Source organism: Nonomuraea sp. NPDC052634, from assembly GCF_040678535.1.
Taxonomy (GTDB): domain Bacteria; phylum Actinomycetota; class Actinomycetes; order Streptosporangiales; family Streptosporangiaceae; genus Nonomuraea; species Nonomuraea fastidiosa.
Map to the genome: position 1 here is coordinate 446,130 of NZ_JBFATY010000006.1, position 23,570 is coordinate 469,699.

Here is a 23,570-nt window from a genome sequence, read left to right on the forward strand (position 1 = left end):
CAGCCCCAGCCGAACGGAGGCCCCGGTGTTCGAGCGATTCACCGACCGTGCGCGCAGGGTCGTCGTCCTCGCCCAGGAGGAGGCGCGGATGATGAACCACGACTACATCGGCACTGAACACATATTGCTCGGTCTCATCCACGAGGGCGAAGGGCTCGCGTCCCTCGTGCTCACCGAGTGCGGCGTGCAGCTGGAGCGCGTACGCGCGTTCGTGGAGCAGGAGATGGGCCACGGTGCCAAGGAGCCCCACGGGCACATCCCCTTCACGCAGCGCGCGAAGAAGGTCCTGGAGCTGTCGCTGCGCGAGGCCCTGCAGCTACGCCACAACTACATCGGTACCGAGCACATCCTGCTGGGCCTGATCAGGGAGGGCGAGGGCCCGGCCGCCCAGGCGCTCGCCGACGCGGGCGTGGAGCCCGCGGACGTACGCCGGCGCGTCCTCGACCGGCTCAGCCGCGGCTCCAGGGAACGTCCGTCCGAGATCTTCGCCGCAGGCGGCTCGACGCTGCAGGAGCAGCTCACCCAGATCCAGGAGAGCCTCGATCGGATCGAACGCCACCTCGGCATCAAACGCGACGAGCCGCCCGCACCAGCGAGCCGGGAGGGCACGGCGAGGGACGACGAGAACCGGGACGACGCGAACGGCGAGGACGCCACCGGCACCGGCTGACGCCCATCCGGCCGAGCACCGGCTGACGCCCATCCGGCCGAGCACCGGCTGCCGGCCCGCCACCGGACAGCCGGCACCTCCCGCGACCGTAAGGCGCCATCCAGCCACGACCGGCGACCCCCATCACGCCACCACGGGAACCGAACATCGACGCCCCGAAGGTCAGCGGAGGGCGGCCAAGGTGTCGAGTGGGTTCTCCAGGAGGTTGGCGAAGGCCAGCTCGGCGGCCCCGGCGAGCGTGGTGTCGTCGCCGAGCGCGGTCACCGCCAGGCGGACGCGTTCGCGCGACACCGGCAGCACGTGGGCGTCCACGCGCTCCCTGACCCGGGGCGCGGCGCCCGGATAGACGTCGCGCAGCATGCCGCCGAAGACCACCAGCGCCGGGTTGAACAGGTTGATGAGGTTGACGATGCCGACGCCGAGCCAGTCGCCGACCCGGTCGAGCGCGTCCTGCGCCCGTGCGTCACCGGTGGCGGCCAGGGCGACGACGGCTCTGATACCCTCGCGGCCGAACAGCTCGCCGGCGCGTCCGGCGTACCCGAGCAGCGCCTCCTCGCCCACCTCCGCCTCCAGGCAGCCGCGCGACCCGCACAGGCAGGGGCGCCCGTCGAAGGGGTTGACCAGCATGTGCCCGAGCTCGCAGCCGTAGCCGCCGTCGCCGTCGAGCAGCCTGCCGCCGACGATGATCCCGCCGCCGACGCCGACGTCGCCGTGCAGGTAGATGAGGTTGTCGACGTCCCTGCCCGCACCGCGTACGTGCTCGGCGACCGCGCCCAGGTGCGCCTCGTTGCCCACCTCGACCGGCAGCCCGAGCCCGAGCCCGGCGGCGAGCTCCGGCCCGAACGCCTGGTCCACCCAGCCGAGGTGCGGCCCGTAGCGGACCGTGCCGTCGGCTCGCCTGATCAGCCCGCAGTACGACGCCCCGATGCCCACGCACAACGCGTCGGGACCTGCCTCCGCCACCAGCTCGCGGCCGAACGCGGCGAGGACGCCGACGACATCCTCCAGGTCCACGCCCGCGCGGGCGCGTACGGCCTCGCGCCGGGCGAGCACCCGTCCGCCGAGCCCCACGCGGGCCGCGATCAGCCGGTCCACGGCGACGTCGAACGCGAGACCGTACAGGCTCTCCTGCTCGGGCATGACGACGATGGACGGCCGCCCCGCGCGGCCCCTGCGGTCGGGGACGCCCTCGCGGACGAGCCCGGCAGCGGCGAGTTCGGCGGTCAGGTCCATGATGGTGCTGCGGTTGAGGCCCATCCAGCGGCTCAGCGCGGCCCGCGACACCGCTCCCTCTTTGTGCACGCGCCGCAGCACCTCGCTCAGGTTGCGCTGCCGCAGCTGCTCCTGTGTCCGCGCGCCCGCCGTCGTCGTCGCCGTCACCCTCGCCAGCTTAGAACCTGTCCTCGCCCGCGCCCAGCGGGACGGAGTCCGGCGGCCCGGGTGTCAGACGGGCACCACCGCGCCCACAGGAAGCCGGGCCTCCACCACGCCGGGGTCGTCGGTGTAGCCGAGCGTCGCGCCCAGCGAGATCATCAGCCGCCGCATCCTCGCGTTGTCCGACAGCATCGAGGCCTTGACCTCGGCGTAGCCCAGGTCGGCCGCCGCGCGTACGAGCATCCTCGCCATCGCCGTCCCCAGGCCGCGCCCCTGCCAGCGGTCCTCGACCAGGAAGGCCATCTCCGCGATGCCCGGGTCGGGCGTGAACAGCAGGTTGGCCATCCCCACGACCTGCCCGTCGTGCCCGGCGACCAGCGAGTAGCCCTTGCTCCTGTCGCACAGCCGGTCGAACATGCGCGGCGGCAGCGTCGGCATGGCGGTGAAGTAGCGGAACCTGCGCGATTCGGGCGAGCAGCGGTCGTGCAGGTCGCGTACGGCCTCGCGGTAGATGGAGGTGAGCGGCCGCACGGTCACCTCCACGCCGTCGGACAGCTTGATCGCGCGCTCGGGGGCGGTCTGCTCGGGCGCGGGCTGGGCGAGCCTCGCGAAGGCGGCCGCCCTGGCCGCCTCGGTCAGCGTGAACGGCAGCTCGGCGCGCCGCAGCCGCACCGCCCGCTTCGGCGCGACCGGCACGACGAGCTGGGTCGGGTCGGGTAGATCACTCACGGCCTCACCATAGATCCACCGCGCGTCGTCCGCGCGCAGCAGCTCGGCCAGCAGCTCCGGCAGCCGCCACGGCATCGAGCGCAGCCTGGAGGCCAGCAGCAGCGCCCGGGTGGGCTCGTCGGTCAGCTCGTGGGCGGTGGCGGCCACCACCTGGACGCGGCGGCCACCGGCCGCCTCCAGCGCCTCGCGCACGGTCTCGGGTGCGGCGGGGATGTCCGTGACGAACTCGTCGACGGTGCCTTCGGCATCGGACTGGACGCTCAGGCCGAGGATGTTGCCGCCCCTGTCGGCCAGGGCCGCCGCCAGCGAGGCCAGGCGTCCGGGCCGCTCGTCCACCGTGGTGCGAATGCGCAAGAATCCCATGCGTCAGAGCATGACGGGAAGCTGTTACGCGGCCGCTACCGATGTGTTTACATCGCGTGATTCATCGCGAGATGTCCGCTTATATCGCGCAATGTCATCCTTATCCCACCCGCGCCAGCTTCCGGACCAGCGCCACCCGCCGGCCGCACACCACCGTCGGCACCCACAGACCGGCGGGCCCCGACAGACCTCGCGACCCCCGTGGCACCACCGGCGTCACCGACATGTCGGCAGCACGGCCCCAGCCGCCGCTCCTCGCCGACCATCTGCGCCGGCGCGCCACCACCCTGGGCCACCGCCGCCAAGCGCGCACCAGAAGCAACTCCACCCCCTCCGCACGCGAGCCGGTCGGCACCCGCAGCCGGTGCAGCATCCCTGGCATGGGGCCCCGCGTCGCAACCAGGCACCTCCTCGATCCCCCTGGTCGCCATGCACCCAGCCACCGCCAACCGCCTGCCTGTCCTTCCGCGCCCGACTCCCGACCAGCACCCGCGCCCACGCCTCTTGCCTCGTGACCGTCGCGGGCCGGCCCTCTGGGATCTACCTGCACCAACGCTTCAGAGCTCATTCCGTGCCCCACCACTCCCCCATGCTGCGCTGCACCACTCCCTCTAGCAGCGCTCCAGCCCTGTCTCCCCGCTCCAGTCCCGTCCCCGCACCGCGCTTCGGGAGCTCATTCCGTGCCCCACCGCTCCCCCATGCTGCGCTGTACAGCCCCCTCTGACAGCACTCCAGCCTGCGCCTCCCCGCATCGCGGGCCCACTCGGACCGCCCTTCCTCTGCCCATCCCAGACGCCGGAAGCGAGACCTCAACCGGCTCCCCCTCGCTCAGATCGTCGCCCAGAGCGGCCCTCCTCCCCTGCGAGCGGGGGCAAGATCGCGCCGAACGGCCCGGCAACGCCGACGAAACGCTCCTCCCGATGCCGACGGGGGCAAGATGGAGCGACTGCGAGAAAGGACGACGCTCGATGAACATCCTCTTCCGAGGCGGCCGGGTCTTCACCCCCGACGGTGTCGTGGCCGAGGCCGTGCTGGTGCGGGGCGGCGTGATCGCCGCCGTGGGGCCGGAGGGGGAGCTGGCGCGCGGGCCGCACGAGACGGTGGATCTCGACGGCGGTCTGCTGGTGCCGGGTTTCACGGACGCGCACATGCACCCGATTCAGGCGGGCCTTGAACGCGCAAAGTGCGACTTGTCCGAAGATTTCGGCCTAGACGCGTACAAAGAAAAGATCGCCGACTATGCCGCGAAAAATCCGGAGAAAGAGTGGATCGATGGCGGCGGATGGGACATGTCGGCTTTCCCCGGCGGTCTCCCCCACCGCGATCATCTCGGCTTCCTCGACCGCCCCGCGTACCTGATCCAGCGCGACCACCACGCCGCCTGGGTCAACACGCGGGCCCTGGAACGCGCCGGCATCACCCGCGACACCCCCGATCCCGCCGACGGCCGCATCGAGCGGGACGCGAACGGCGAGCCGACGGGCGTCCTGCACGAGGGCGCGATGGACCTCGTCGGCCTGCTCACCCCGCGCCCGACCGCCCAGGACCTGCAGGACGCGCTGGCGGACGCCGAGCGGCACCTGTTCTCGCTGGGCGTCACCGGCTGGCAGGACGCCATCGTGGGCTCGTACGCGGGCTCCGACGACCCGCTGCCCACCTACCTGGCGGCGGCCCGCTCAGGACGCCTGCGGGCGCGTGTGGTGGGCGCCCTGTGGTGGGACCGCACGCGCGGCCTGGAGCAGATCGAGGACCTGGTGGCGCGGCGCGCGTCGGCGGAGGGGCTGGAGCGGTTCAGGGCCACCTCGGTCAAGATCATGCAGGACGGCATCACGGAGAACTTCACCGCCGCCACGCTGGAGCCGTACTGCCTGTGCGGGGGCACGGGCCTGTCGTACGTGGACCCGGCCAAGCTCAAGGAGTACGTCGCCGAGCTGGACCGCCTCGGCTTCCAGGTGCACTTCCACGCCATCGGCGAGCGCGCGGTGCGCGAGGCGCTGGACAGCCTGGAGGGCACCGATCCGGCCAACCGGCACCACATCGCGCACCTGCAGATCATCGAGCCGTCGGACGTGCCGCGCTTCGCCGCGCTCGGCGTCACGGCCAACCTGCAGCCGCTGTGGGCGACCCATCACGCGCAGATGGACGAGCTGACCCTGCCCTACCTCGGGGAGCCGCGTTCGTCGTGGCAGTACCCGTTCGCGGACCTGGTGGCCTGCGGCACCCGGCTGTGCGCGGGCAGCGACTGGCCGGTCTCCGACGCAGACCCGCTGCAGGGGATGCATGTGGCGGTCAACCGCACGGAGCCGGGCGGCTCGGTGCACGCCGGCTACCCGACGGCGCAGACGCCGTTCCTGCCCGAGCAGCGCATCGACCTGGCGACGGTGATGACGGCGTACACGGAGGGTTCGGCCTGGATCAACCGCTCACCGGCCGGGCGCATCGAGCCGGGACGGCCCGCCGACCTGGTGGTGCTCGACCGCGACCCGTTCGAGCTGCCGCCCGGCGACATCTGGACGACCAGGGTGCGGATGACGTTCGTGGACGGCGAGGCGGTCTACGAACGCGCCTGAGCCCGCACCCCGGCCCGTGCCCCGGGGCAAGCGCAAGCCGGGACAAGCGGAAGGGGCCCCGGCGTTCGCCGGGGCCCCTTCGCCCATCGTCAGGAGGAGAAGGAGGAGGAGGACTTGCTGCTGCGCAGGCGCTCCAGTGCCTCTTCGAGGATGGCCTTGCCGTCCTTGTCGCTCCTGCGCTCCTTCACGTACGCAAGGTGCGTCTTGTACGGCTCGTTCTTCGGCGGGGCGGGCGGCGCCTTTTCGTCCTGGCCGGCTGGGAGACCACAACGTGGGCAATCCCACAGCTCGGGGACCGCCGCGTCGCTGGCGAAACTGGGGCGCGTCTCGTGCATGTTGGCGCACCAGAACGAGACCCGCACTCTCGGAGCTGCCTCGCCGCGCTCGGCCTCCCCCATCGGGCCGGCGCCGACTCGGCTGCCACGGATCGCGTTGCCACTACCCACGGATGAACTCCTCGCTCGATCGCCCCGTGTGCGGACACGGGGGGAGAATCACTGTCACGCGTCAACGACAACTCAGGACCGCAGGAGCAGGCCCAGAGCGATGATGCAGACGAACCAGACCACGCCCGTGATGACGGTCAGCCGGTCGAGGTTGCGCTCCACCACCGAGGAACCACCGAAGTTCGACGAGAAGCCGCCGCCGAACATGTCAGACAGACCACCACCCTTGCCCTTGTGGAGCAGGACGAGCAGGATCATGAGAAGGCTCGCCAGGATGAGGGCGATGGAGATTCCGATTTCCACGGTATGCCTGTTCCTTCGATGCTCTGTTACGCGTGACGATTCAAACTTGCCTCTTGAGGGTACGACCTGATGTCAAGTCGCACCCCCAGAACGGCCGAGTTAGCCGGGTATATCAGAGAAACGGCAGATCTTCACGAACTCTCCGGCGTCGATGCTGGCACCGCCGACGAGCGCGCCGTCGACGTCCGGCTGAGCCATGATCCCTGCGATGTTCCCTGACTTGACCGAGCCACCGTAAAGGATACGGATCCCCGAGGCCACTTCGGCGTCGTAGAGCTCAGCGAGTCTAGCCCGCAACGCCCCGCAGACCTCCTGCGCGTCCTCGGGGGTGGCCACCTCGCCGGTGCCGATCGCCCACACCGGCTCGTAGGCCACCACTATCGATTTTGCCTGTTCGGCATCGATTTTGCGCAGCGCGCCGTCGAGTTGGCCGAGACTGTGCGCGATGTGGCGGCCCTCTTGACGCACTTCAAGGCCCTCGCCCACGCAGAGGATGGGCGTCAGCGAGTGGCGGTAGGCCGCCTGCACCTTGGCGTTGACGATGTCGTCGTCCTCGCCGTGGTACTGGCGGCGCTCGGAATGCCCGACCACCACGTACGTGCAGCCGAGCTTGGCGAGCATGGCGCCCGACACCTCACCGGTGTAGGCGCCGCCGTCGTGCCTGGACAGGTCCTGGGCGCCGTACACGATCCTGAGCTTGTCGCCGTCGACCAGGGTCTGGACGCTGCGCAGGTCGGTGTACGGAGGCAGGACGGCGACCTCGACCTTGTCGAAGTCCTTGTCGTTGAGCGCGAAGGCCAGCTTCTGGACCAGCGCGATGGCCTCGAGATGGTTGAGGTTCATCTTCCAGTTGCCGGCGATGAGCGGCTTGCGCTGCAACTCTCAGTCCTCCAGGGCCGCGAGTCCGGGAAGGGTCTTGCCTTCGAGGTATTCGAGGCTGGCGCCGCCACCCGTGGAGATGTGCGAGAAGCCGTCCTCGGGCAGGCCCAGCCTGCGTACGGCCGCCGCCGAGTCGCCGCCGCCCACCACGGTGAACGCCTCGGAGGCGATGAGCGCCTCGGCCACCGCCTTGGTGCCGCCGGAGAACGCGTCGAACTCGAACACGCCCATCGGGCCGTTCCAGAACACGGTCTTGGCGTCGGCGATCTTGCTCGCGAACAGCTCGCGGGTCTTGGGACCGATGTCGAGCCCCTCGCGGTCGGCCGGGATCGCGGTGGCCTCGACCACCTGGTGCTCGGCGTCGGGCGCGTAGGTGACCGCCGCGAGCACGTCGACGGGCAGCACCAGCTCGACGCCACGCCGCCCGGCCTCCTCCAGGAAGCCGCGCACCTGGTCGAGCTGGTCCTCCTGCAGCAGCGAGTTGCCGACCTCGTGGCCCTGGGCCTTGAGGAACGTGTACGCCATGCCGCCGCCGATGAGCAGCCTGTCGACCTTGGTCAGCAGGTTGGCGATGACGCCGAGCTTGTCGGAGACCTTGGCGCCGCCGAGCACGACCACGTAGGGCCGCTCGGTGTCCTCGGTGAGCCGGCGCAGCACGCCGACCTCGGCCTCGACCAGCCCGCCCGCCGCGTGCGGCAGCAGCTTGGGCACGTCGTAGACGCTGGCGTGCTTACGGTGGACGGCGCCGAAGCCGTCGCCGACGTACAGCTCGGCGAGTGCCGCGAGCCTGGCCGCGAACGCGCCGCGCTCGGCGTCGTCCTTGGACTCCTCGCCCGGCTCGTAGCGGAGGTTCTCCAGCAGGGCCACCTGGCCGTCCTGGAGGGACTCCACCGTGCTCACGGCGCTGTCGCCGACCACGTCGGTGGCGAAGGCGACGTCCTGGCCCAGCAGCTCGCCCAGGCGGGCCGCCACGGGGCGCAGCGAGTACTTCGGCTCCACCTTGCCCTTGGGCCTGCCCAGGTGGGCGCAGACGACGACCTTGGCGCCCCGCTCCAGCAGGGTCTTGATCGTCGGGACCGACGCGCGGATGCGGCCGTCGTCGGTGATCGTCTCCCCGTCGAGGGGGACGTTGAGGTCGGCGCGCACAAGCACGCGCCGCCCCTTCACGTCGAGATCGTCGAGCGTGCGCATGTCATGCTCCCGTTCCTGCGGGGCACGCGGACGGCGCGCCCCGGTGTGTACGCGTCCGCCCGGGCATCAGAGCCCGCGGCCCACCAGCTCGACCAGGTCGGCCAGGCGGTTGGAGTAGCCCCACTCGTTGTCGTACCAGCCGACGACCTTGACCTGGTTGCCGATCACCTTGGTGAGCTGGGCGTCGAAGATGCAGGAGGCCGGGTCGGTGACGATGTCGCTGGAGACGATGGGGTCCTCGGTGTAGCTGAGGATGCCCTTGAGCGGGCCCTCGGCGGCGGCCTTGACCGCGGCGTTGACCTCCTCGACGGTGACCTCGCGGCTGACGTCGACGGTGAGGTCGGTGGCCGAGCCGGTCGGGATCGGCACGCGCATGGCGAAGCCGTCGAGCTTGCCCTTCAACTCGGGCAGGACCAGGCCGATGGCCTTGGCGGCGCCGGTGGACGTGGGCACCACGTTGAGCGCGGCGGCGCGGGCGCGGCGCAGGTCCTTGTGCGGGCCGTCCTGCAGGTTCTGGTCCTGCGTGTAGGCGTGGATGGTGGTCATCAGACCCTTCTCGATGGTGAAGGCGTCGTGGATGACCTTGGCCATCGGGGCCAGGCAGTTGGTGGTGCAGGAGGCGTTGGAGATGATCGTGTGCTTGGCCGGGTCGTACGCGCTGTCGTTGACGCCCAGCACGACGGTGACGTCCTCGTTCTTCGCCGGGGCGGAGATGATGACCTTCTTCGCGCCGTTGTCGGCGTGCACCTTGGCCTTGGTGGCGTCGGTGAACAGGCCGGTCGACTCCACCACGACGTCCACACCGAGGTCGCCCCACGGCAGCTTGGCCGGGTCGCGCTCCGCGAAAACCTTGATCGACTTGCCGTCGACCGTGATCTCGTCGGCGGTGGCCTTCACCTCGTAGGGCAGGCGGCCGAGGATGCTGTCGTACTTCAGCAGGTGCGCGAGCGTCGCAGTGTCGGTCAGGTCGTTGACCGCGACGATCTCGATGTCCTTGCCGCTGGCGGCGACAGCGCGCCAGAAGTTGCGACCGATGCGGCCGAAGCCGTTGACGCCTACGCGGATGCTCACGGGAACCGATCTCCTCGAACAGATGCGGGCTGGAAACCTCAATCACGAACCTTATCGGACCCAAATTGGTTTAGACCACTGCAGGTACCGGCGTGTGAATCGGCGTTCCTGCGACACGTTTTGCGAGGTTCGAGTAAAGTGCCCGACTCGTCGGAGTAAATTCGTGCATTCTCTGGGGGCTGAGATGTCACATAAGCGGTCCGGCCTGCTACCCGGGCTCTTCTTCGGCCTGCTCGCCGCACTGATCTGCGCGGCGGGCCTGGGGGTGGCCGTGCTGTACCAGGAGAGCCTGCCGGAGGCGGTGACGGGCTTCGGGGGCGGAGTGCCCGTCTCGCTGGCGCTGGCGCTGCTCATCGCCGTCATCGTCGCGCTGGCCATGGGCGCCAGGCGGCCGCGCAGCCTCCTGCTCCTGCCCTTCGCCTTCCTGTACGGCGGCGCCGCCGTCGCGGCCGGCCAGATCACCGGCTCCTCCGTGCTGATCGGCGCGGGCCTGCGCGCGCCCGGGGACCGCGCGCCCGCCGGGTTCTCCGATGTCGACCTGCCCACCTTCAACGAGGGCCTGCCGCACGCGCTGCGCGTCTACCGCGAGCCGCTGACCGAGACGACGGCCTGGCTGTACATCGCGGTCGCCGCGCTGGCCGCGTTCGCCCTGCTCACGCTGCGGGTCCTGCGCGTACGCCGGGCGCAGCGCGCCGAGGCCGCCGAGTCGCCCGGCGAGCCGGGGCAGCCCGGGGACTCGGACAAGCCGGAGTACCGCGCGCCCTTCGAGCCCGCCCAGCCGCCCACGCCCAAGCCCACGACCGACCTGTTCACCCCCCGCAAGCCGGCCCGCGACTGAGCGGCGGACCACCTCGACACACCCGGCCGCGCAAGCAGCCGCACCCTCCCAACGCCACCCGCCGCACGCACCTCCAGCTCCGTCGGCCACGCAGGCATCCACCCGCCCGCACGGGTCTCCAGCACCGCCGCCCGAACGCCCCTTCAGCACCCCCGCCCGCACAGGCTTCCGGCACCCTACGGACGCCCGCCCGAGCAGCCGCCCGTCCGTGCATCTCCGCCGCGCGGGCGGAACCCGCCCTGAACCGCCGCGGCAGGGGGACGGGCGGGACCCCGTCCCCGCAACGACCGGCCGCGCCGGCACCGCCTCACGGAGCCAGCATGTCCACGGTGAGATTGGCCTCAGTGTTGGGGATGCCCAGGTCGGACGCCCGCTTGTCGGCCATCGCCAGCAGCCGCCTGATGCGCCCGGCGATGGCGTCCTTGGTCAGCGGCGGGTCGGCGATCTGGCCGAGCTCCTCCAGCGACGCCTGCTTGTGCTCGACCCGCAGCCGCCCGGCGATCACCAGGTGCTCGGGGGCGTCGTCGCCGAGGATCTCCAGCGCCCGCTGCACCCGGGCGCCGGCCGCGACGGCGGCCCGCGCCGAGCGCCGCAGGTTGGCGTCGTCGAAGTTGGCCAGGCGGTTGGCGGTGGCCCGCACCTCGCGGCGCATCCGGCGTTCCTCCCAGGCCAGCACGCTGTCGTGCGCGCCGAGCCGGGTGAGCAGCGCGCTGATGGCGTCGCCGTCGCGGACGACCACACGGTCGACGCCGCGCACCTCGCGCGCCTTGGCGTGGATCTTCAGCCGCCGCGCCGAGCCCACCAGCGCCAGCGCCGCCTCCGGCCCCGGGCAGGTGACCTCGAGCGACATCGACCGGCCCGGCTCGGTGAGCGAGCCGTGCGCGAGGAACGCGCCGCGCCATGCGGCCTCGGCGTCGCAGGCGGCGCCCGCCACGACCTGGCGGGGCAGCCCGCGCACGGGGCGGCCGTGGTTGTCGATGAGACCCGTCTGACGGGCCAGCGCCTCACCGTCGCGGTAGACGCGTACGACGTAGCGCGAGCCCTTGCGCAGCCCGGCGGGAGCGAGCACGAGCACCTCGGCCTTGTGCCCGAACACCTCGCCGATGTCCTTGATGAGCCGCCGCGCGGTGGCGTTGGTGTCGAGCTCGGCCTCGATCACGATCCGCCCGCCCACCAGGTGCAGGCCGCTGGCGAACCGCAGCAGCGTCGATACCTCCGCCTTGCGGCAGCACGGCTTCAGCACCGGCAGGCGGCTCAGCTCGTCCTTCACCACACCTGTCATCGCCATGCGTTAGTCCTCTCCCCCATTCAGACCGGCTCCTTCGAGTCTCTCGCACCTTCGCGCCACGCCGACCAGGATCAACGCTTCTGGAGGAAAATCTCGTCCAGGACGGAGGCAAGACGTCGTGGGTCATGCCGTGGCGAGCCGTCGGCGGCGGCCACGTCGTCCATGACGAGCCGGGCGCCGAGCGCGCCCGCCGCCTTCTCCAGGGCGTCGGGATCGTCGACCACCCCGGTGTCGGCGAGCACCACGTCGATCCGCAGGTCGGGAGCGTGTTGGCGAAGCACCTCCAGATGTTGCTGGGGGGAGAAGTCGTCGGTCTCGCCCGGCTGCGGGGCGAGATTGAGCGTGACCAGCCGCTTGGCCCGGGTGGCGTGCAGGGCCCTGGCCAGCGCGGGCACCTTGAGGTGCGGCAGCACGCTGGTGAACCACGACCCGGGCCCGAACACCACCCAGTCGGCGTCGCGCACGGCCGCGACCGCCTCAGGACGGGCCGGCGGGTCCTCGGGCACGAGCGAGATCGCCTGTACGCGGCCGGGGGTCGAGGCGCAGGCCACCTGCCCGCGTACGGTCGAGATGACGCCGTCGAGCTCCACCTCGGCCACGATGTCGAGCGGCACCGACGCCATCGGCAGCACGCGCCCGTGCGCGCCGAGCAGCCGCCCGACCCAGTCGAGCCCGGCCACCGAGTCGCCGAGCAGCTCCCACAGCGCCACGATCAGCAGGTTGCCGACCGCGTGGCCGTGCAGCTCACCCTCGCTGCGGAAGCGGTGCTGGACGACCTCGCTCCAGGTGCTGCCCCACTCGTCGTCGCCGCACAGCGCGGCCAGCGCCATGCGCAGGTCGCCGGGCGGCAGCACGCCCAGCTCGCGGCGCAGCCGCCCGCTGGAGCCGCCGTCGTCGGCCACCGTCACCACGGCGGTCAACCGGTCGGTCACCATCCGTAATGCCGACAGGGACGCATAGAGCCCGTGGCCGCCGCCCAGCGCCACGACGGCGGGCCCGATCCCGGGCCGCCCGACGCCGAGCACGTCCGGCCTGTCGCAGGGCAGGCCGTTCATCGGTGGCGGCACGACCCCTTCGGCACTGTCATCGGTCACTCCCGCCCCACATCCCGGTGGCTCACCTGGACTTCCATGCCGCGGTCGCGCAGCCGGGCGGCGATCTGCTCGGCCATCGCCACGCTGCGGTGCTTGCCGCCGGTGCAGCCCACCGCGAGCGTCGCGTAGCTCTTGCCCTCGCGCGCGTATCCGGCCGCGACGACCTGCAGGACCTCCTCGTAGGCGTCGAGGAACTCCTTGGCGCCCGGCTGGCCGAGCACGTAGTCGCTGACCGCCGTGTCGAGGCCGTTGAGCGGCCGCAGCTCGGGCACCCAGTGCGGGTTGGGCAGGAACCGGCAGTCGACCACGAGGTCGGCGTCGACCGGCAGGCCGTACTTGAAGCCGAACGACACGACGTTGAGCCGCAGGCCGGGGCGGTCCTCGCCGCCGAAGAAGTCGACGATCTTGGCGCGCAGGTCGTGGACGTTGTGGGTGGAGGTGTCGATCACCAGGTCGGCGTTGGCGCGCACCTCACGCAGGATGCCGCGCTCGCGGGTGATGCCGTCGACCAGCCGCCCCTCGCCCTGCAGCGGGTGCGGCCTGCGGACGTTTTCGAACCTGCGCACCAGCTCCTCGTCGCTGGCCTCGAGGAAGACCACCCGCACGCGTACGCCGCGCCCTTCGAGCTCCTCGATCGCGGCGTTGAGATCGGTGGTGAAGGCCAGGCTGCGCACGTCGACGACGGCGGCCACCTTGTCGGCGGCCAGCTTGACCTTGCCCGCCTCCTCCGCCATGGCGAACAGCAGACCCGGCGGCAGGTTGTCGATGACGAACCAGCCCAGGTCCTCCAGCGCCTTGGCGGCGGTGCTGCGCCCCGCACCGGACATGCCGGTGACGATGACGAACGCCGGCTCGGTGCTCATCGCCCCACCTCTGCAGCGGGCCCGCCTCTCAGCGCGGGCCGGTAGGAGTGTGCGGCATGGGCACCCTGGCATCCTGGCGAGATCAAGGTGACTCTCCCTTCAGCGTCGACACGATGACCTCGGCGATGGACGGGCCGATGCCGGGAACCTCGCAGATTTCAGCGGCAGTGGCCTCGCGTAGCTTTTTCACGGAGCCGAAGTGTTTGAGCAGCGCCTGCCTTCGCGCCGGCCCCAGGCCGGGCACGCCGTCGAGCGCGCTCTCCTTCACCGTCTTGGACCTCTTGGAACGATGGTAGGTGATGGCGAACCTGTGCGCTTCGTCTCGCACCCGCTGCAGAAGGTAGAGACCTTCACTTGAACGAGGCATGATCACCGGCTGGTCGTCGCCTGGCAGCCACACTTCCTCGAGGCGCTTGGCCAGCCCGCACACGGCCACGTCGTCGATGCCGAGCTCGTCGAGCGCCCGCTGCGCGGCGGCCGCCTGCGGGCCCGCGCCGTCGACCACGACGAGGTTGGGAGGGTAGGCGAACTTGCGCGGCTTGCCGGTGTCGGGGTCGATGGGCCCGCCGCCCGCGGCCGCGTCGTCGTCGGCCGCCAGCTCGCCGGTGGCCGAGCGCTCCTCCAGGTAGCGGCGGAACCTGCGCATGATCACCTCGTAGATCGAGGCGACGTCGCCCTCCTTGGTCTTGACCGAGAAGCGCCGGTATTCGCTCTTGCGGGCCAGGCCGTCCTCGAAGACCACCATGGACGCCACGACGTTCTCTCCCTGCAGGTGGGAGACGTCGTAGCACTCGATGCGCAGCGGCGCCTGGTCGAGGTCGAGCGCGTCGGCGATCTCCTGCAGCGCCTTGCTGCGCGCGCTCAGGTCGCTGGCGCGGCGGATCTTGTGCTGGGCCAGCGACTCCTTGGCGTTGCGCTCGACGGTCTCCAGCAGCGACTTCTTGTCGCCGCGCTGCGGCACCCGCACCTCGACGCGGGCGCCGCGCTGCTCGGTCAGCAGCTCGGCCACCGCCTCGACGTCGGGCGGCAGCGCGGGCACCAGCACCTCGCGGGGCATGGACTCGGCGTTCGCCTCGGCGTACATCTGCAGCAGGAACTGCTCGACCAGCTCGCCGGGCGAGGTCTCCTCGACCTTGTCGACCACCCAGCCGCGCTGGCCGCGGATGCGCCCCCCGCGTACGTAGAACACCTGGACGGCGGCTTCGAGCGGGTCTTCGGCCAGGGCGATGACGTCGGCGTCGGTGCTCTCGCCGAGCACGACCGCCTGCTTCTCCAGCGCCCGCTGCAGCGCCTGGATGTCGTCGCGCAGCCGGGCGGCGCGTTCGTACTCCTGCTCGGCGGCGGCCTCGCGCATCTCCTTTTCGAGACGCTTGATGAAGCGGCTGGTGTTGCCCGCCATGAAGTCGCAGAAGTCCTCGGCCAGCTCGCGGTGCTCCTCCGGGGTGACCCGGCCGACGCACGGCGCCGAGCACTTGTCGATGTAGCCGAGCAGGCACGGCCGCCCGATCTGCCCGGCCCGCTTGAACACCCCGGCGCTGCACGTGCGCACCGGGAAGACCCGCAGCAGCAGGTCGACGGTCTCGCGGATGGCCCAGGCGTGGGAGTAGGGGCCGAAGTAGCGGGTGCCCTTGCGCTTGGCCCCGCGCATGACCTGGACGCGCGGGAAGTCCTCGCTCATCGTCACCGCGAGGTAGGGGTAGGACTTGTCGTCGCGGTATTTGACGTTGAAGCGGGGGTCGAACTCCTTGATCCAGGAGTATTCGAGCTGCAGCGCCTCCACCTCGGTGCCGACGACCGTCCAGTCGACGTCGGCGGCCGTGGTCAGCATCGACTGCGTGCGGGGATGCAGCGTGGAGAAGTCGGCGAAGTACGAGTTGAGCCGCTGGCGCAGGCTCTTGGCCTTGCCGACGTAGATCACCCGGCCGTGCGCGTCCCTGAACCTGTAGACACCCGGGGACTCCGGGATCGACCCCGGCCTCGGCCGGAAACTCAAGGTGTTAGCCGCTGATCTCGCCACGCCTGTCAGCCTAGTGGCCCGCACCGACAGAGTCGCCCGCCGTACTCTTCGCGCACGTACGGCGGGCACCCCACCCGGCTACGGCGGCTATGGGCGGCTACGCCAGCAGGATGTCGTCGCCCTCGACCTTGATCTCCTGGGCGGCCAGCGGCTGCTGCGCGGGCCCGCCGGTCACGGAGCCGTCCGCGATCGCGAACCTGCTGTTGTGGCACGGGCACACGATCGCGCCGTCCTCGACGCTGGAGACCGGGCAGCCCTTGTGCGTGCAGATCGCGCTGAACGCCTTGAACTCGCCCTCCGTGGGCTGCGTCACGACGACCTTCTGGTCCTTGAAGACGGTGCCGCCGCCCACCGGGATGTCGGCCTTCTTGGCCAGCGCGCCGCCACCGGACGCGCTGGACTGCGTCGCGCTCGCCTCGGGGGCGCCGGACCCGGCGGTGGAAGGCGCCGTCTGCGCCGTGTCGGTACCGGAGTCGCCGCTGCACGCGCTGATCGCCAGCGCCAGGCCGCCTGCGCCGACGCCGGCGAACACCGCTCTGCGGGTGTGAAGCTCATCTGCCATGCGCCTCACCCAAGCGCACTCAGGTGAGAAAATCATGAAAGCTTTCTCAGGCGAGTCTGATCTTCTGACCGTCCACTTGGATCTGCTTCTCCTCCAGCGGACCGCCCGCGGGGCCGTCGGTCACCGAACCGTCGGCGATGCTGAACTTGCTGCCGTGACAGGGGCAGTTGATCGTCTGGTTCGAGACGGAGGCGACCGTGCAGCCCGCGTGGGTGCAGACCGCGCTGAACGCCTTGAACTCGCCCGCCGCCGGCTGCGTGACGACGATCTTCTGGTTCTTGAAGACCTTGCCGCCGCCCTCGGGGATGTCGCTGACGTCCGCCAGGGCCGCATCGGCCTTGGCCTCCGCCTTCGGCTTGGCCTCGCCGCCCTCCTCGGGCTGGGACGACGTCGCCTCCTCAGCGGGAGCCTCCACGTCCGCCTCGGTCTCCGGTACGCCGTAGCTCGCGCAGGCCGTCAGCACGGCCGCGAGCCCGGCCGTTCCGGCACCGAAGACAACCGTCCGCCGCGTCGTTTCCGTCATCGTGCGTCCTCCCAGATCGGCTTTCACTTGCAGGTACGGCCCGGGCCCTGGCAGGGGTTCAGCCTGCCGGAGCCCAATCCGGGCGACCACGCACAATTACCGGTTCGTGGAAGGCCGTTCTCAGAGAACCGCCGCTTGTGACTCTCGCGAAACGGCCGCTCTCGACGGGACGACCGCTCTTGGCGGGACGACCGCTCGTGACGAAACGGCCGCTCCCACCCGCCGGTCGACGAGATGACGGTTTACGTACCCGGCCCGCCCCTGAGGCGCGCTGCAACGCCCGCCCTGGTGGGACTGAGGCGACCACCATGGGAGGACTCAGACGGCCGCCTAGGGAGAATTCAGACGGGAGGGCTCAGACGACGACGATGCCGTCGCCTTCCACCTTCACCTGGAACGAGGCCAGCGGCGCGGTGGCCGGCCCCTTCGTCGCCTTGCCGGTGTCGGCGGTGAACTCGCTGCCGTGGCAGGCGCACCTGATGACGTTGTCCTTGGGAGTGCCGACCTGGCAGCCCTTGTGCGTGCACAGCGAGCTGAACGCCTTGAAGACGCCCGGCTCCGGCTGCGTCACCACGACCTTCAGGTCCTCGATGAGCTTGCCGCCGCCCACCGGCACCTCGGCCGTCTTGGCCAGCACCTTGCCCTTGAGGCTCGGCTGGGCCTGCGCGCCCCCCGAACCGCACGCGGCCAGCGCCAGGCCGCACGCCGCGACCCCCGCCGCGCCCAGCATCTCCCGCCGTCCCAATCCGTTTCCGGACATGGCTCCGCCCCGATCTGTCCTCGGTGTTCTCGCCCCGCAGGCCTGATGTTCCATCTCGCGCGTCGGCCGCGCGTTATCCGTACGTCGCCGGCCGCCGGTGACGCCCCCGATTGCGGCCATCGTCGTGAAAACAGCTTATTGACGGTACCCCTCGGTCCGGTCAGCGGGTGGTAGGCGGACGGTCAGCGACCCCGCCCACGCTGCCCTCATGCCCCTTCCGCCCAACTCTTCCCGAACCGACCCACACCCCACGACCACTCCACCCGACCCTTCCCGAACCGACCCACACCCCACGACCACTCCACCCGACCCTTCCCGAACCAACCCACACCCCACGACCTCCGCCGACCCCAACGGGCCACCCCCTGGCGCTCAGAACTCCGCCGCCCCGGCCCTGGCACCTCGGGCCGGACCACCCCCGGGAACACCCCCGGCGACCTCGGCACCTCCGCCCTCACCGCCCCCGCCCCGGCCGCCTCGGGTGCAGTGCCCTCCGGCGTGACCACCGCCGGACAGCCCGCCCCCGGCGTGACCACCGCCGAGCAGCCCGACCCCGGCGATTCGGGAGCGGTTTCCTCCGGCGCGGCCGGGTCCGGCGTGACGGTACAGCCGCGGTCCGGCGTGACGGTACGGCCGCGACGCTGGTGGCGGCGGCCGTGGGTGGCGCCGCCGGCCGTGGTGGCGGCGGCGTTCCTGGCGTTCTCGCTGCCGCCGTACGTCTCGTTCGACCCGGCGCAGTCGCGCGTGCCCGCGCCGGACTTCCTCCCGCCGCACTATGCGGTGCTCTCCCTGCACGTGGTGTTCGGCTCGATCGCGATGATCACGTGCTGCCTGCAGATCTGGCCGTGGTTTCGCGCACGCCACCCCGTTGCGCACCGCGGGATCGGCCGCGTGTACGTCTTCGCCGGCTGCCTGCCGAGCGGCCTGCTCGGCCTGACCGTGGGCATCGCGACGCCGTGGGGACCGGTCACGTCCGTCAGCAACGTGATGCTCGCGCTGCTCTGGCTGGGCTGCGCGTTCGCCGGGTGGCGGATGGCCAGGCAGCGCCGCTTCGTCGATCACCGCCGGTGGATGGTGCGCAGCTTCGCCCTGACGATGTCCATTGTCACCAACCGCCTCTGGGGCGCGGTGTCCGTGATCGTGCTGAGCCCGTACATCGACACCTTCTTCCAGGGCGACGAGCAGGTGATGGCGCAGTCGATCGCGGCCTTGAGCACCTGGCTGGGCTGGACGCTGCCGCTGCTGCTGGCCGAGTGGTGGCTGGAACGCGGCGACGCCGCCAAGCGCCGCGCCCGCGCCCTGGCCCGCCGCACCGCCTGACGGCGAGGCACCCTCCGCTACCGCCCCCACCGGCCCGGGCACCACACCCACCGGCCCGGGCACCACACCCACCGGCCTGCCAAGCGCCACGCCCGAGCAGCCCGGCACCTGGCACAACGCCCACCCGGCCCGGCCCAGACGCAGCGAGGCCGACCCACCCCCGAGTCCGGGGGGCGGATCGGCCTCACCACCAGGGTCAGAGCGAGAGGATCTTGCGCAGGAAGCGCCCCGTGTGGCTCTCGTCCACCAGCGCGACCTCCTCCGGCGTGCCGGCGGCGACCAGCGTGCCGCCGCGCGAGCCGCCCTCGGGCCCCATGTCGATGATCCAGTCGGCGGTCTTGATGACGTCGAGGTTGTGCTCGATGACGATCACCGTGTTGCCGCCGTCGACCAGCCGGCCGAGGACGCCCAGCAGCCGCCGGATGTCCTCGAAGTGCAGGCCGGTGGTGGGCTCGTCGAGGACGTAGATCGTCCGCCCGGTCTGCCGCCGCTGCAACTCGGAGGCGAGCTTGACGCGCTGCGCCTCGCCGCCGGACAGCGTGGTGGCCGGCTGCCCGAGGCGTACGTAGCCGAGCCCCACGTCGTTGAGCGTCTGCAGGTGCCGCTTGATGGCCGGGATGGCGTCGAAGAAATCCAGCGCCTCCTCGATCGGCATGTCGAGCACTTCGGCGATCGTCTTGCCCTTGTAGTGGACCTCCAGCGTCTCCCGGTTGTAGCGGGCGCCGTGGCAGACCTCGCAGGGGACGTAGACGTCGGGCAGGAAGTTCATCTCGATCTTGATGGTGCCGTCGCCCGAGCACGCCTCGCAGCGCCCGCCCTTGACGTTGAAGCTGAAGCGCCCCGGCTGGTAGCCGCGCACCTTCGCCTCGGTCGTGGCCGCGAACAGCTTGCGGATGTGGTCGAAGACCCCGGTGTACGTGGCCGGGTTGGAGCGCGGCGTGCGCCCGATCGGCGACTGGTCGACGTGGACGACCTTGTCGACCTGGTCCATGCCGTTGATGCGGGAGTGGCGGCCGGGCACCGTGCGGGCGCCGTTGAGCTCCTTGGCCAGCGCGTTGTAGAGGATGTCGTTGACCAGCGTCGACTTGCCCGACCCCGACACACCGGTGACCGCCGTGAACAGGCCGAGCGGGAACTCGATGTCGACGCCCTTGAGGTTGTGCTCGCGCGCCCCCTTGACGACGATCTGCCGCTTCTTGTCGCGCTTGCGGCGCTTGGCGGGGATGGGGATGCTCTTGCGCCCCGACAGGTACGCACCGGTCAGCGACTCCTCGCTGGCCAGCAGGTCCTGTACGGTGCCGGAGACGACGACCTGGCCACCGTGCTCGCCCGCGCCGGGACCGATGTCGACCACCCAGTCGGCGGCGGCGATGGTGTCCTCGTCGTGCTCGACCACGATCAGCGTGTTGCCCATGTCGCGCAGCCTGATCAGGGTGTCGAGCAGCCGCATGTTGTCGCGCTGGTGCAGGCCGATGGACGGCTCATCGAGCACGTACAGCACGCCGACCAGGCCGGAGCCGATCTGCGTGGCGAGCCTGATGCGCTGCGCCTCGCCACCGGCGAGGGTGGCGGCGGCGCGGTCCATCGTGAGGTAGTCGAGGCCGACGTCGAGCAGGAAGCCCATGCGGGCGTTGATCTCCTTGACCACCCGCTCGGCGATCTGCATGTCACGGTCGGAGAGCTTGAGCCCGGCGAGGAACTTCGCGCACTCGCCGATCGACATCGACGACACCTCGGCGATCGACTTCCCGGCCACCGTCACCGCGAGACTGACCGGCTTGAGCCTGGCCCCCTTGCAGGCGGGACACGGGATCTCGCGCATGTAGCCCTCGAACCGCTCGCGCGCGGTGTCGCTCTCGGCCTCGGCGTGCCTGCGCTGCACCCACGGGATGACGCCGTCGTAGGTGGTGTAGTAGGCGCGCTGCCGGCCGAAGCGGTTGCTGTAGCGCACGTGGATCTGCTCGTCGTGGCCGTACAGCAGCGACTTCTGCGCCTTCTTGGGCAGGCGCTCCCACGGCGTGTCGAGGCCGAAGCCCATCGCGTGGCCGAGCGCCTCCATCAGCCTGGTGAAGTATTCGCTGGTGTGGCCGCCCGACCACGGGTGGATGGCGCCTTCGCGCAGGGTGCGCTCGGGGTCGGGCACCACCAGCTCGGGGTCGACCTCCATCTTGGTGCCGAGACCCGTGCACTCGGGGCAGGCGCCGAACGGTGAGTTGAAGGAGAACGAGCGCGGCTCCATCTCCTCGAACGACAGGTCGTCGTAGGGGCAGTAGAGGTGCTCGGAGAAGAAGCGCTCGCGGTTGGGGTCGTCTTCCGGCAGGTCGACGAACTCGAGCGTGATCGTGCCGCCGGACAGCTGCAGCGCCGTCTCCACGGAGTCGGTGAGCCGCCGTCGCGACGACTCCTTCACCGACAGGCGGTCGACGATGACCTCGATGTCGTGCTTTTCGTACTTCTTCAGCGTCGGCGGCTCCTCCAGCCGCACGACGGTGCCGTCGACCCGCGCCCTGGCGAAGCCCTTGGTCTGCAGCTCGCGGAACAGCTCAGCGTATTCGCCCTTACGGCCCCTGATGACCGGGGCGAGCACCTGGAACCTGGTGCCCTCCTCGAACTCCATCACGCGGTCGACGATCTGCTGCGGCGACTGCCTGGCGATCGGGCGCCTGCACACCGGGCAGTGCGGCTTGCCGATGCGGGCCCACAGCAGTCGCAGGTAGTCGTAGACCTCGGTGATGGTGCCGACGGTGGAACGGGGGTTCTTACTGGTGGCCTTCTGGTCGATGGAGACCGCGGGCGACAGGCCCTCGATGAAGTCGACGTCGGGCTTGTCCATCTGGCCGAGGAACTGGCGGGCGTAAGCCGACAGCGACTCGACGTAGCGCCGCTGGCCCTCAGCGAAGATCGTGTCGAAGGCCAGGCTCGACTTGCCCGAGCCGGACAGGCCGGTGAAGACGATCAGTGAGTCTCGCGGCAGGTCGAGCGAGACGTCTTTGAGGTTGTGTTCTCGTGCACCACGCACGATCAGGCGGTCAGCCACGGCGATCCCGGATGTCGAAAAGCGGATAGGTCCACGGGGATGGTAGAGGGCGGCTCCGACAATTTCGGCGGTCCGACCGGCGGCCCCCGAAAATCCGTCCCTCACAGGTTACGACCATCTCCCGGCAGGGGAGGACCCCTCGAACATGCAACCGGCTGACCTGGGGTTTTATGCCCCCGCACGCTAGGTCACCCCATGGTGAAATATCCGTACATGACCATCCTGCCCGCGGTGCAGGCCGAGCTGACCACGGCCACGAACCGGCTGCTGGCCACGGTCGCGTCGCTCTCCGACGCCTGCCTCGCCGCTCCCTCCCTGCTGCCCGGCTGGACCAGAGGCCATGTGCTCGCCCACATCGCCCAGAACGCCGATTCCCACCTCAACCTGCTGACGTGGGCGCGCACCGGCGTACGCACCCCTCAATACGCCTCGCTCGCCGCCAGGTCCGCCGCCATCGAGGCCGCCGCGGCCCATTCGGTGGCCCGCCACCTGGCCGAGATCGAGGACGGCGCCGCGCGCCTGGCCGCCGCCGTCCGCGACATGCCGCAGCACGCCTGGTCGGCGCTGGTGGAGGGCATGCGCCCGCCGCCGCACCCCGCCTGGTACCTGCTGGTACGCCGGCTGCGCGAGGTCGGCTTCCACCACGTGGACCTGAACGCCGGTTACACCCCCGCCGACTGGCCGGCCTCCTTCGTACGCCGTGAGCTGCACGACTGCCTGACCTCCTGGCCCGGGAACCACCGCACCGTGGGCCGCATCGAGCTCGTGGAACCGGGCGAGACAGAGGTCGTGCACGTGCTCGGCGACGGCCCCACGGTCCGCGGCACGCCGCGCGACATGCTGGCCTGGCTCACCGGGAGGTCCCGTGGCGAGGGGGTTAGTCTGGTGCCCATGGGGCGGTTGTTCACTTCCGGCCACGCAGGCGCGGGTCTTCCTGATCCGCCGCCGTGGCTCACGATGCCGGCCCCCGCTGATCTGCCCACGACGCCCCCTAAGGACTACCCATGACCTACACCGGTGACGTCCAGGTCGGCGGCCCCGCCGACGTCCGCGAGCTGTCCGCGCTCACGATCTCCAAGCTCGCCGTAGGCCCGTTCGACAACAACGCCTACCTGCTGCGCTGCAACGCGACCGGCGAGGCGGTGCTCATCGACGCGGCCGCCGAGCCCGACCGGCTGCTCGCCCTCATGGCCGACAAGCCCGTCGCCGCGATCGTCACCACCCACCAGCACGGCGACCACTGGCAGGCGCTCGAGCAGGTGACGAAGGTGACCGGCGCGCAGGTGATCGCCCACCCGCTCGACGCGCCCGCGCTTCCCGTCCCCGCGGACCGCACGGTCGAGCACGGCGACAGCATCACGTTCGGCGAGGTCGCGCTGGAGGTCATCCATCTGCGCGGCCACACGCCCGGCTCGATCGCCCTGCTGTACGACGGCGGCCCCGACGGCTACCACCTGTTCACCGGCGACTCGCTGTTCCCGGGCGGCGTGGGCAACACCCAGAAGGACCCCGAGCGCTTCAACCAGCTCTTCACCGACGTGGTCGAGCGCATCTTCGACCGCCTGCCCGACGAGACCTGGGTCTACCCGGGCCACGGCAAGGACACCACGCTCGGCGCCGAGCGTCCCGCGCTGCCGGAGTGGAAGGCGAGGGGCTGGTAGCGCCCGGCTCC

Annotated in this window: 20 protein-coding genes and 1 pseudogene; 6 read left to right on the forward strand and 15 right to left on the reverse strand. The window is 70.9% G+C overall.

Features of this window, described 5'->3' with window-relative positions; genetic code table 11:
- Positions 1–25 precede the first annotated feature (25 nt).
- Positions 26–442: pseudogene (locus AB0K67_RS27275) on the forward strand (Clp protease N-terminal domain-containing protein); the annotation flags it as partial.
- A gap of 390 nt (positions 443–832) precedes the next feature.
- Here AB0K67_RS27275 and AB0K67_RS27280 read toward each other — a convergent pair.
- A complete protein-coding gene (locus AB0K67_RS27280; protein ID WP_364065797.1) occupies positions 833–2,050 on the reverse strand; it encodes an ROK family protein in 1,218 nt (405 codons plus the stop codon).
- 63 nt (positions 2,051–2,113) lie between these two features.
- Positions 2,114–3,136, reverse strand: a complete 1,023-nt coding sequence (locus AB0K67_RS27285; protein ID WP_364065800.1) for a GNAT family N-acetyltransferase — start codon at positions 3,134–3,136, stop codon at positions 2,114–2,116.
- 968 nt (positions 3,137–4,104) lie between these two features.
- Between AB0K67_RS27285 and AB0K67_RS27290 the strand changes: the two genes are divergently transcribed.
- Positions 4,105–5,706 (forward strand): amidohydrolase, encoded by a 1,602-nt coding sequence (locus AB0K67_RS27290; protein ID WP_364065802.1) that lies wholly within the window; start codon positions 4,105–4,107, stop codon positions 5,704–5,706.
- Positions 5,707–5,795: 89 nt separating this feature from the next.
- Here the strand turns inward: AB0K67_RS27290 and AB0K67_RS27295 are convergent, their stop codons facing one another.
- The 5 genes from AB0K67_RS27295 to gap form a co-directional block, all read right to left on the reverse strand.
- The gene (locus AB0K67_RS27295) at positions 5,796–6,152 is read right to left on the reverse strand and encodes an RNA polymerase-binding protein RbpA (protein ID WP_364065805.1); all 357 of its coding nucleotides are present in this window, start codon (positions 6,150–6,152) and stop codon (positions 5,796–5,798) included.
- A 72-nt stretch (positions 6,153–6,224) separates the two neighbouring features.
- A complete protein-coding gene (gene secG / locus AB0K67_RS27300) occupies positions 6,225–6,455 on the reverse strand; it encodes a preprotein translocase subunit SecG (RefSeq protein WP_364065808.1) in 231 nt (76 codons plus the stop codon).
- A gap of 99 nt (positions 6,456–6,554) precedes the next feature.
- Positions 6,555–7,334, reverse strand: coding sequence for a triose-phosphate isomerase (gene tpiA, locus AB0K67_RS27305; protein ID WP_364065811.1), 780 nt, complete (start codon positions 7,332–7,334; stop codon positions 6,555–6,557).
- A 3-nt stretch (positions 7,335–7,337) separates the two neighbouring features.
- On the reverse strand, positions 7,338–8,525 hold the full coding sequence (locus tag AB0K67_RS27310) for a phosphoglycerate kinase (protein WP_364065814.1): 1,188 nt from the start codon (positions 8,523–8,525) through the stop codon (positions 7,338–7,340).
- Between the two features lie 66 nt (positions 8,526–8,591).
- Positions 8,592–9,596 (reverse strand): type I glyceraldehyde-3-phosphate dehydrogenase, encoded by a 1,005-nt coding sequence (gene gap, locus AB0K67_RS27315; RefSeq protein WP_364065817.1) that lies wholly within the window; start codon positions 9,594–9,596, stop codon positions 8,592–8,594.
- A 184-nt stretch (positions 9,597–9,780) separates the two neighbouring features.
- Here gap and AB0K67_RS27320 point away from each other — a divergent pair, with 184 nt between their 5' ends.
- Positions 9,781–10,434 (forward strand): hypothetical protein, encoded by a 654-nt coding sequence (locus AB0K67_RS27320; RefSeq protein WP_364065820.1) that lies wholly within the window; start codon positions 9,781–9,783, stop codon positions 10,432–10,434.
- Between the two features lie 307 nt (positions 10,435–10,741).
- Here AB0K67_RS27320 and whiA read toward each other — a convergent pair whose 3' ends face one another.
- The 7 genes from whiA to AB0K67_RS27355 form a co-directional block, all read right to left on the reverse strand.
- The gene (gene whiA, locus AB0K67_RS27325; RefSeq protein WP_364065822.1) at positions 10,742–11,722 is read right to left on the reverse strand and encodes a DNA-binding protein WhiA; all 981 of its coding nucleotides are present in this window, start codon (positions 11,720–11,722) and stop codon (positions 10,742–10,744) included.
- A gap of 71 nt (positions 11,723–11,793) precedes the next feature.
- Positions 11,794–12,816: a uridine diphosphate-N-acetylglucosamine-binding protein YvcK gene (yvcK, locus tag AB0K67_RS27330; RefSeq protein WP_364065825.1), complete on the reverse strand. Its 1,023-nt coding sequence runs from the start codon at positions 12,814–12,816 to the stop codon at positions 11,794–11,796.
- Complete coding sequence (gene rapZ, locus AB0K67_RS27335) at positions 12,813–13,679, reverse strand: RNase adapter RapZ (RefSeq protein WP_364065828.1); 867 nt, start codon at positions 13,677–13,679, stop codon at positions 12,813–12,815. Before rapZ ends, yvcK begins: the two co-directional genes overlap by 4 nt.
- Positions 13,680–13,761: 82 nt before the next feature.
- On the reverse strand, positions 13,762–15,696 hold the full coding sequence (gene uvrC / locus AB0K67_RS27340; protein ID WP_364065831.1) for an excinuclease ABC subunit UvrC: 1,935 nt from the start codon (positions 15,694–15,696) through the stop codon (positions 13,762–13,764).
- A gap of 97 nt (positions 15,697–15,793) precedes the next feature.
- Positions 15,794–16,258: a Rieske (2Fe-2S) protein gene (locus AB0K67_RS27345; protein ID WP_364065834.1), complete on the reverse strand. Its 465-nt coding sequence runs from the start codon at positions 16,256–16,258 to the stop codon at positions 15,794–15,796.
- Between the two features lie 46 nt (positions 16,259–16,304).
- The gene (locus AB0K67_RS27350) at positions 16,305–16,781 is read right to left on the reverse strand and encodes a Rieske (2Fe-2S) protein (RefSeq protein WP_364065837.1); all 477 of its coding nucleotides are present in this window, start codon (positions 16,779–16,781) and stop codon (positions 16,305–16,307) included.
- Positions 16,782–17,136: 355 nt separating this feature from the next.
- Positions 17,137–17,541 (reverse strand): Rieske (2Fe-2S) protein, encoded by a 405-nt coding sequence (locus tag AB0K67_RS27355; protein ID WP_364065840.1) that lies wholly within the window; start codon positions 17,539–17,541, stop codon positions 17,137–17,139.
- 498 nt (positions 17,542–18,039) lie between these two features.
- On the opposite strand from AB0K67_RS27355, the gene AB0K67_RS27360 reads away from it, so the two are divergent.
- Positions 18,040–18,861: a DUF2306 domain-containing protein gene (locus AB0K67_RS27360; protein WP_364065843.1), complete on the forward strand. Its 822-nt coding sequence runs from the start codon at positions 18,040–18,042 to the stop codon at positions 18,859–18,861.
- Between the two features lie 196 nt (positions 18,862–19,057).
- Here the strand turns inward: AB0K67_RS27360 and uvrA are convergent, their stop codons facing one another.
- Positions 19,058–21,898 (reverse strand): excinuclease ABC subunit UvrA, encoded by a 2,841-nt coding sequence (gene uvrA, locus AB0K67_RS27365; RefSeq protein ID WP_364065846.1) that lies wholly within the window; start codon positions 21,896–21,898, stop codon positions 19,058–19,060.
- A gap of 195 nt (positions 21,899–22,093) precedes the next feature.
- Between uvrA and AB0K67_RS27370 the strand changes: the two genes are divergently transcribed.
- Positions 22,094–22,906 (forward strand): maleylpyruvate isomerase family mycothiol-dependent enzyme, encoded by an 813-nt coding sequence (locus AB0K67_RS27370; protein WP_364065849.1) that lies wholly within the window; start codon positions 22,094–22,096, stop codon positions 22,904–22,906.
- Positions 22,903–23,559 carry an MBL fold metallo-hydrolase gene (locus tag AB0K67_RS27375; RefSeq protein WP_364065852.1) on the forward strand — a complete coding sequence of 219 codons (657 nt, stop codon included), beginning with the start codon at positions 22,903–22,905 and terminating at the stop codon, positions 23,557–23,559. The genes AB0K67_RS27370 and AB0K67_RS27375 overlap by 4 nt, the downstream gene beginning before the upstream one ends.
- Positions 23,560–23,570 lie beyond the last annotated feature (11 nt).

Excerpts from the sequence above, each read along its gene's own strand:
- AB0K67_RS27285 (WP_364065800.1), bottom strand. The coding sequence starts at position 3,136 with ATGGGATTCTTGCGCATTCGCACCACGGTGGACGAGCGGCCCGGACGC.
- AB0K67_RS27290 (WP_364065802.1), top strand. The coding sequence starts at position 4,105 with ATGAACATCCTCTTCCGAGGCGGCCGGGTCTTCACCCCCGACGGTGTC.
- AB0K67_RS27310 (WP_364065814.1), bottom strand. The coding sequence starts at position 8,525 with ATGCGCACGCTCGACGATCTCGACGTGAAGGGGCGGCGCGTGCTTGTG.
- AB0K67_RS27320 (WP_364065820.1), top strand. The coding sequence starts at position 9,781 with ATGTCACATAAGCGGTCCGGCCTGCTACCCGGGCTCTTCTTCGGCCTG.
- whiA (WP_364065822.1), bottom strand. The coding sequence starts at position 11,722 with ATGGCGATGACAGGTGTGGTGAAGGACGAGCTGAGCCGCCTGCCGGTG.
- rapZ (WP_364065828.1), bottom strand. The coding sequence starts at position 13,679 with ATGAGCACCGAGCCGGCGTTCGTCATCGTCACCGGCATGTCCGGTGCG.
- AB0K67_RS27345 (WP_364065834.1), bottom strand. The coding sequence starts at position 16,258 with ATGGCAGATGAGCTTCACACCCGCAGAGCGGTGTTCGCCGGCGTCGGC.
- AB0K67_RS27350 (WP_364065837.1), bottom strand. The coding sequence starts at position 16,781 with ATGACGGAAACGACGCGGCGGACGGTTGTCTTCGGTGCCGGAACGGCC.
- AB0K67_RS27355 (WP_364065840.1), bottom strand. The coding sequence starts at position 17,541 with ATGTCCGGAAACGGATTGGGACGGCGGGAGATGCTGGGCGCGGCGGGG.
- AB0K67_RS27370 (WP_364065849.1), top strand. The coding sequence starts at position 22,094 with ATGGTGAAATATCCGTACATGACCATCCTGCCCGCGGTGCAGGCCGAG.
- AB0K67_RS27375 (WP_364065852.1), top strand. The coding sequence starts at position 22,903 with ATGACCTACACCGGTGACGTCCAGGTCGGCGGCCCCGCCGACGTCCGC.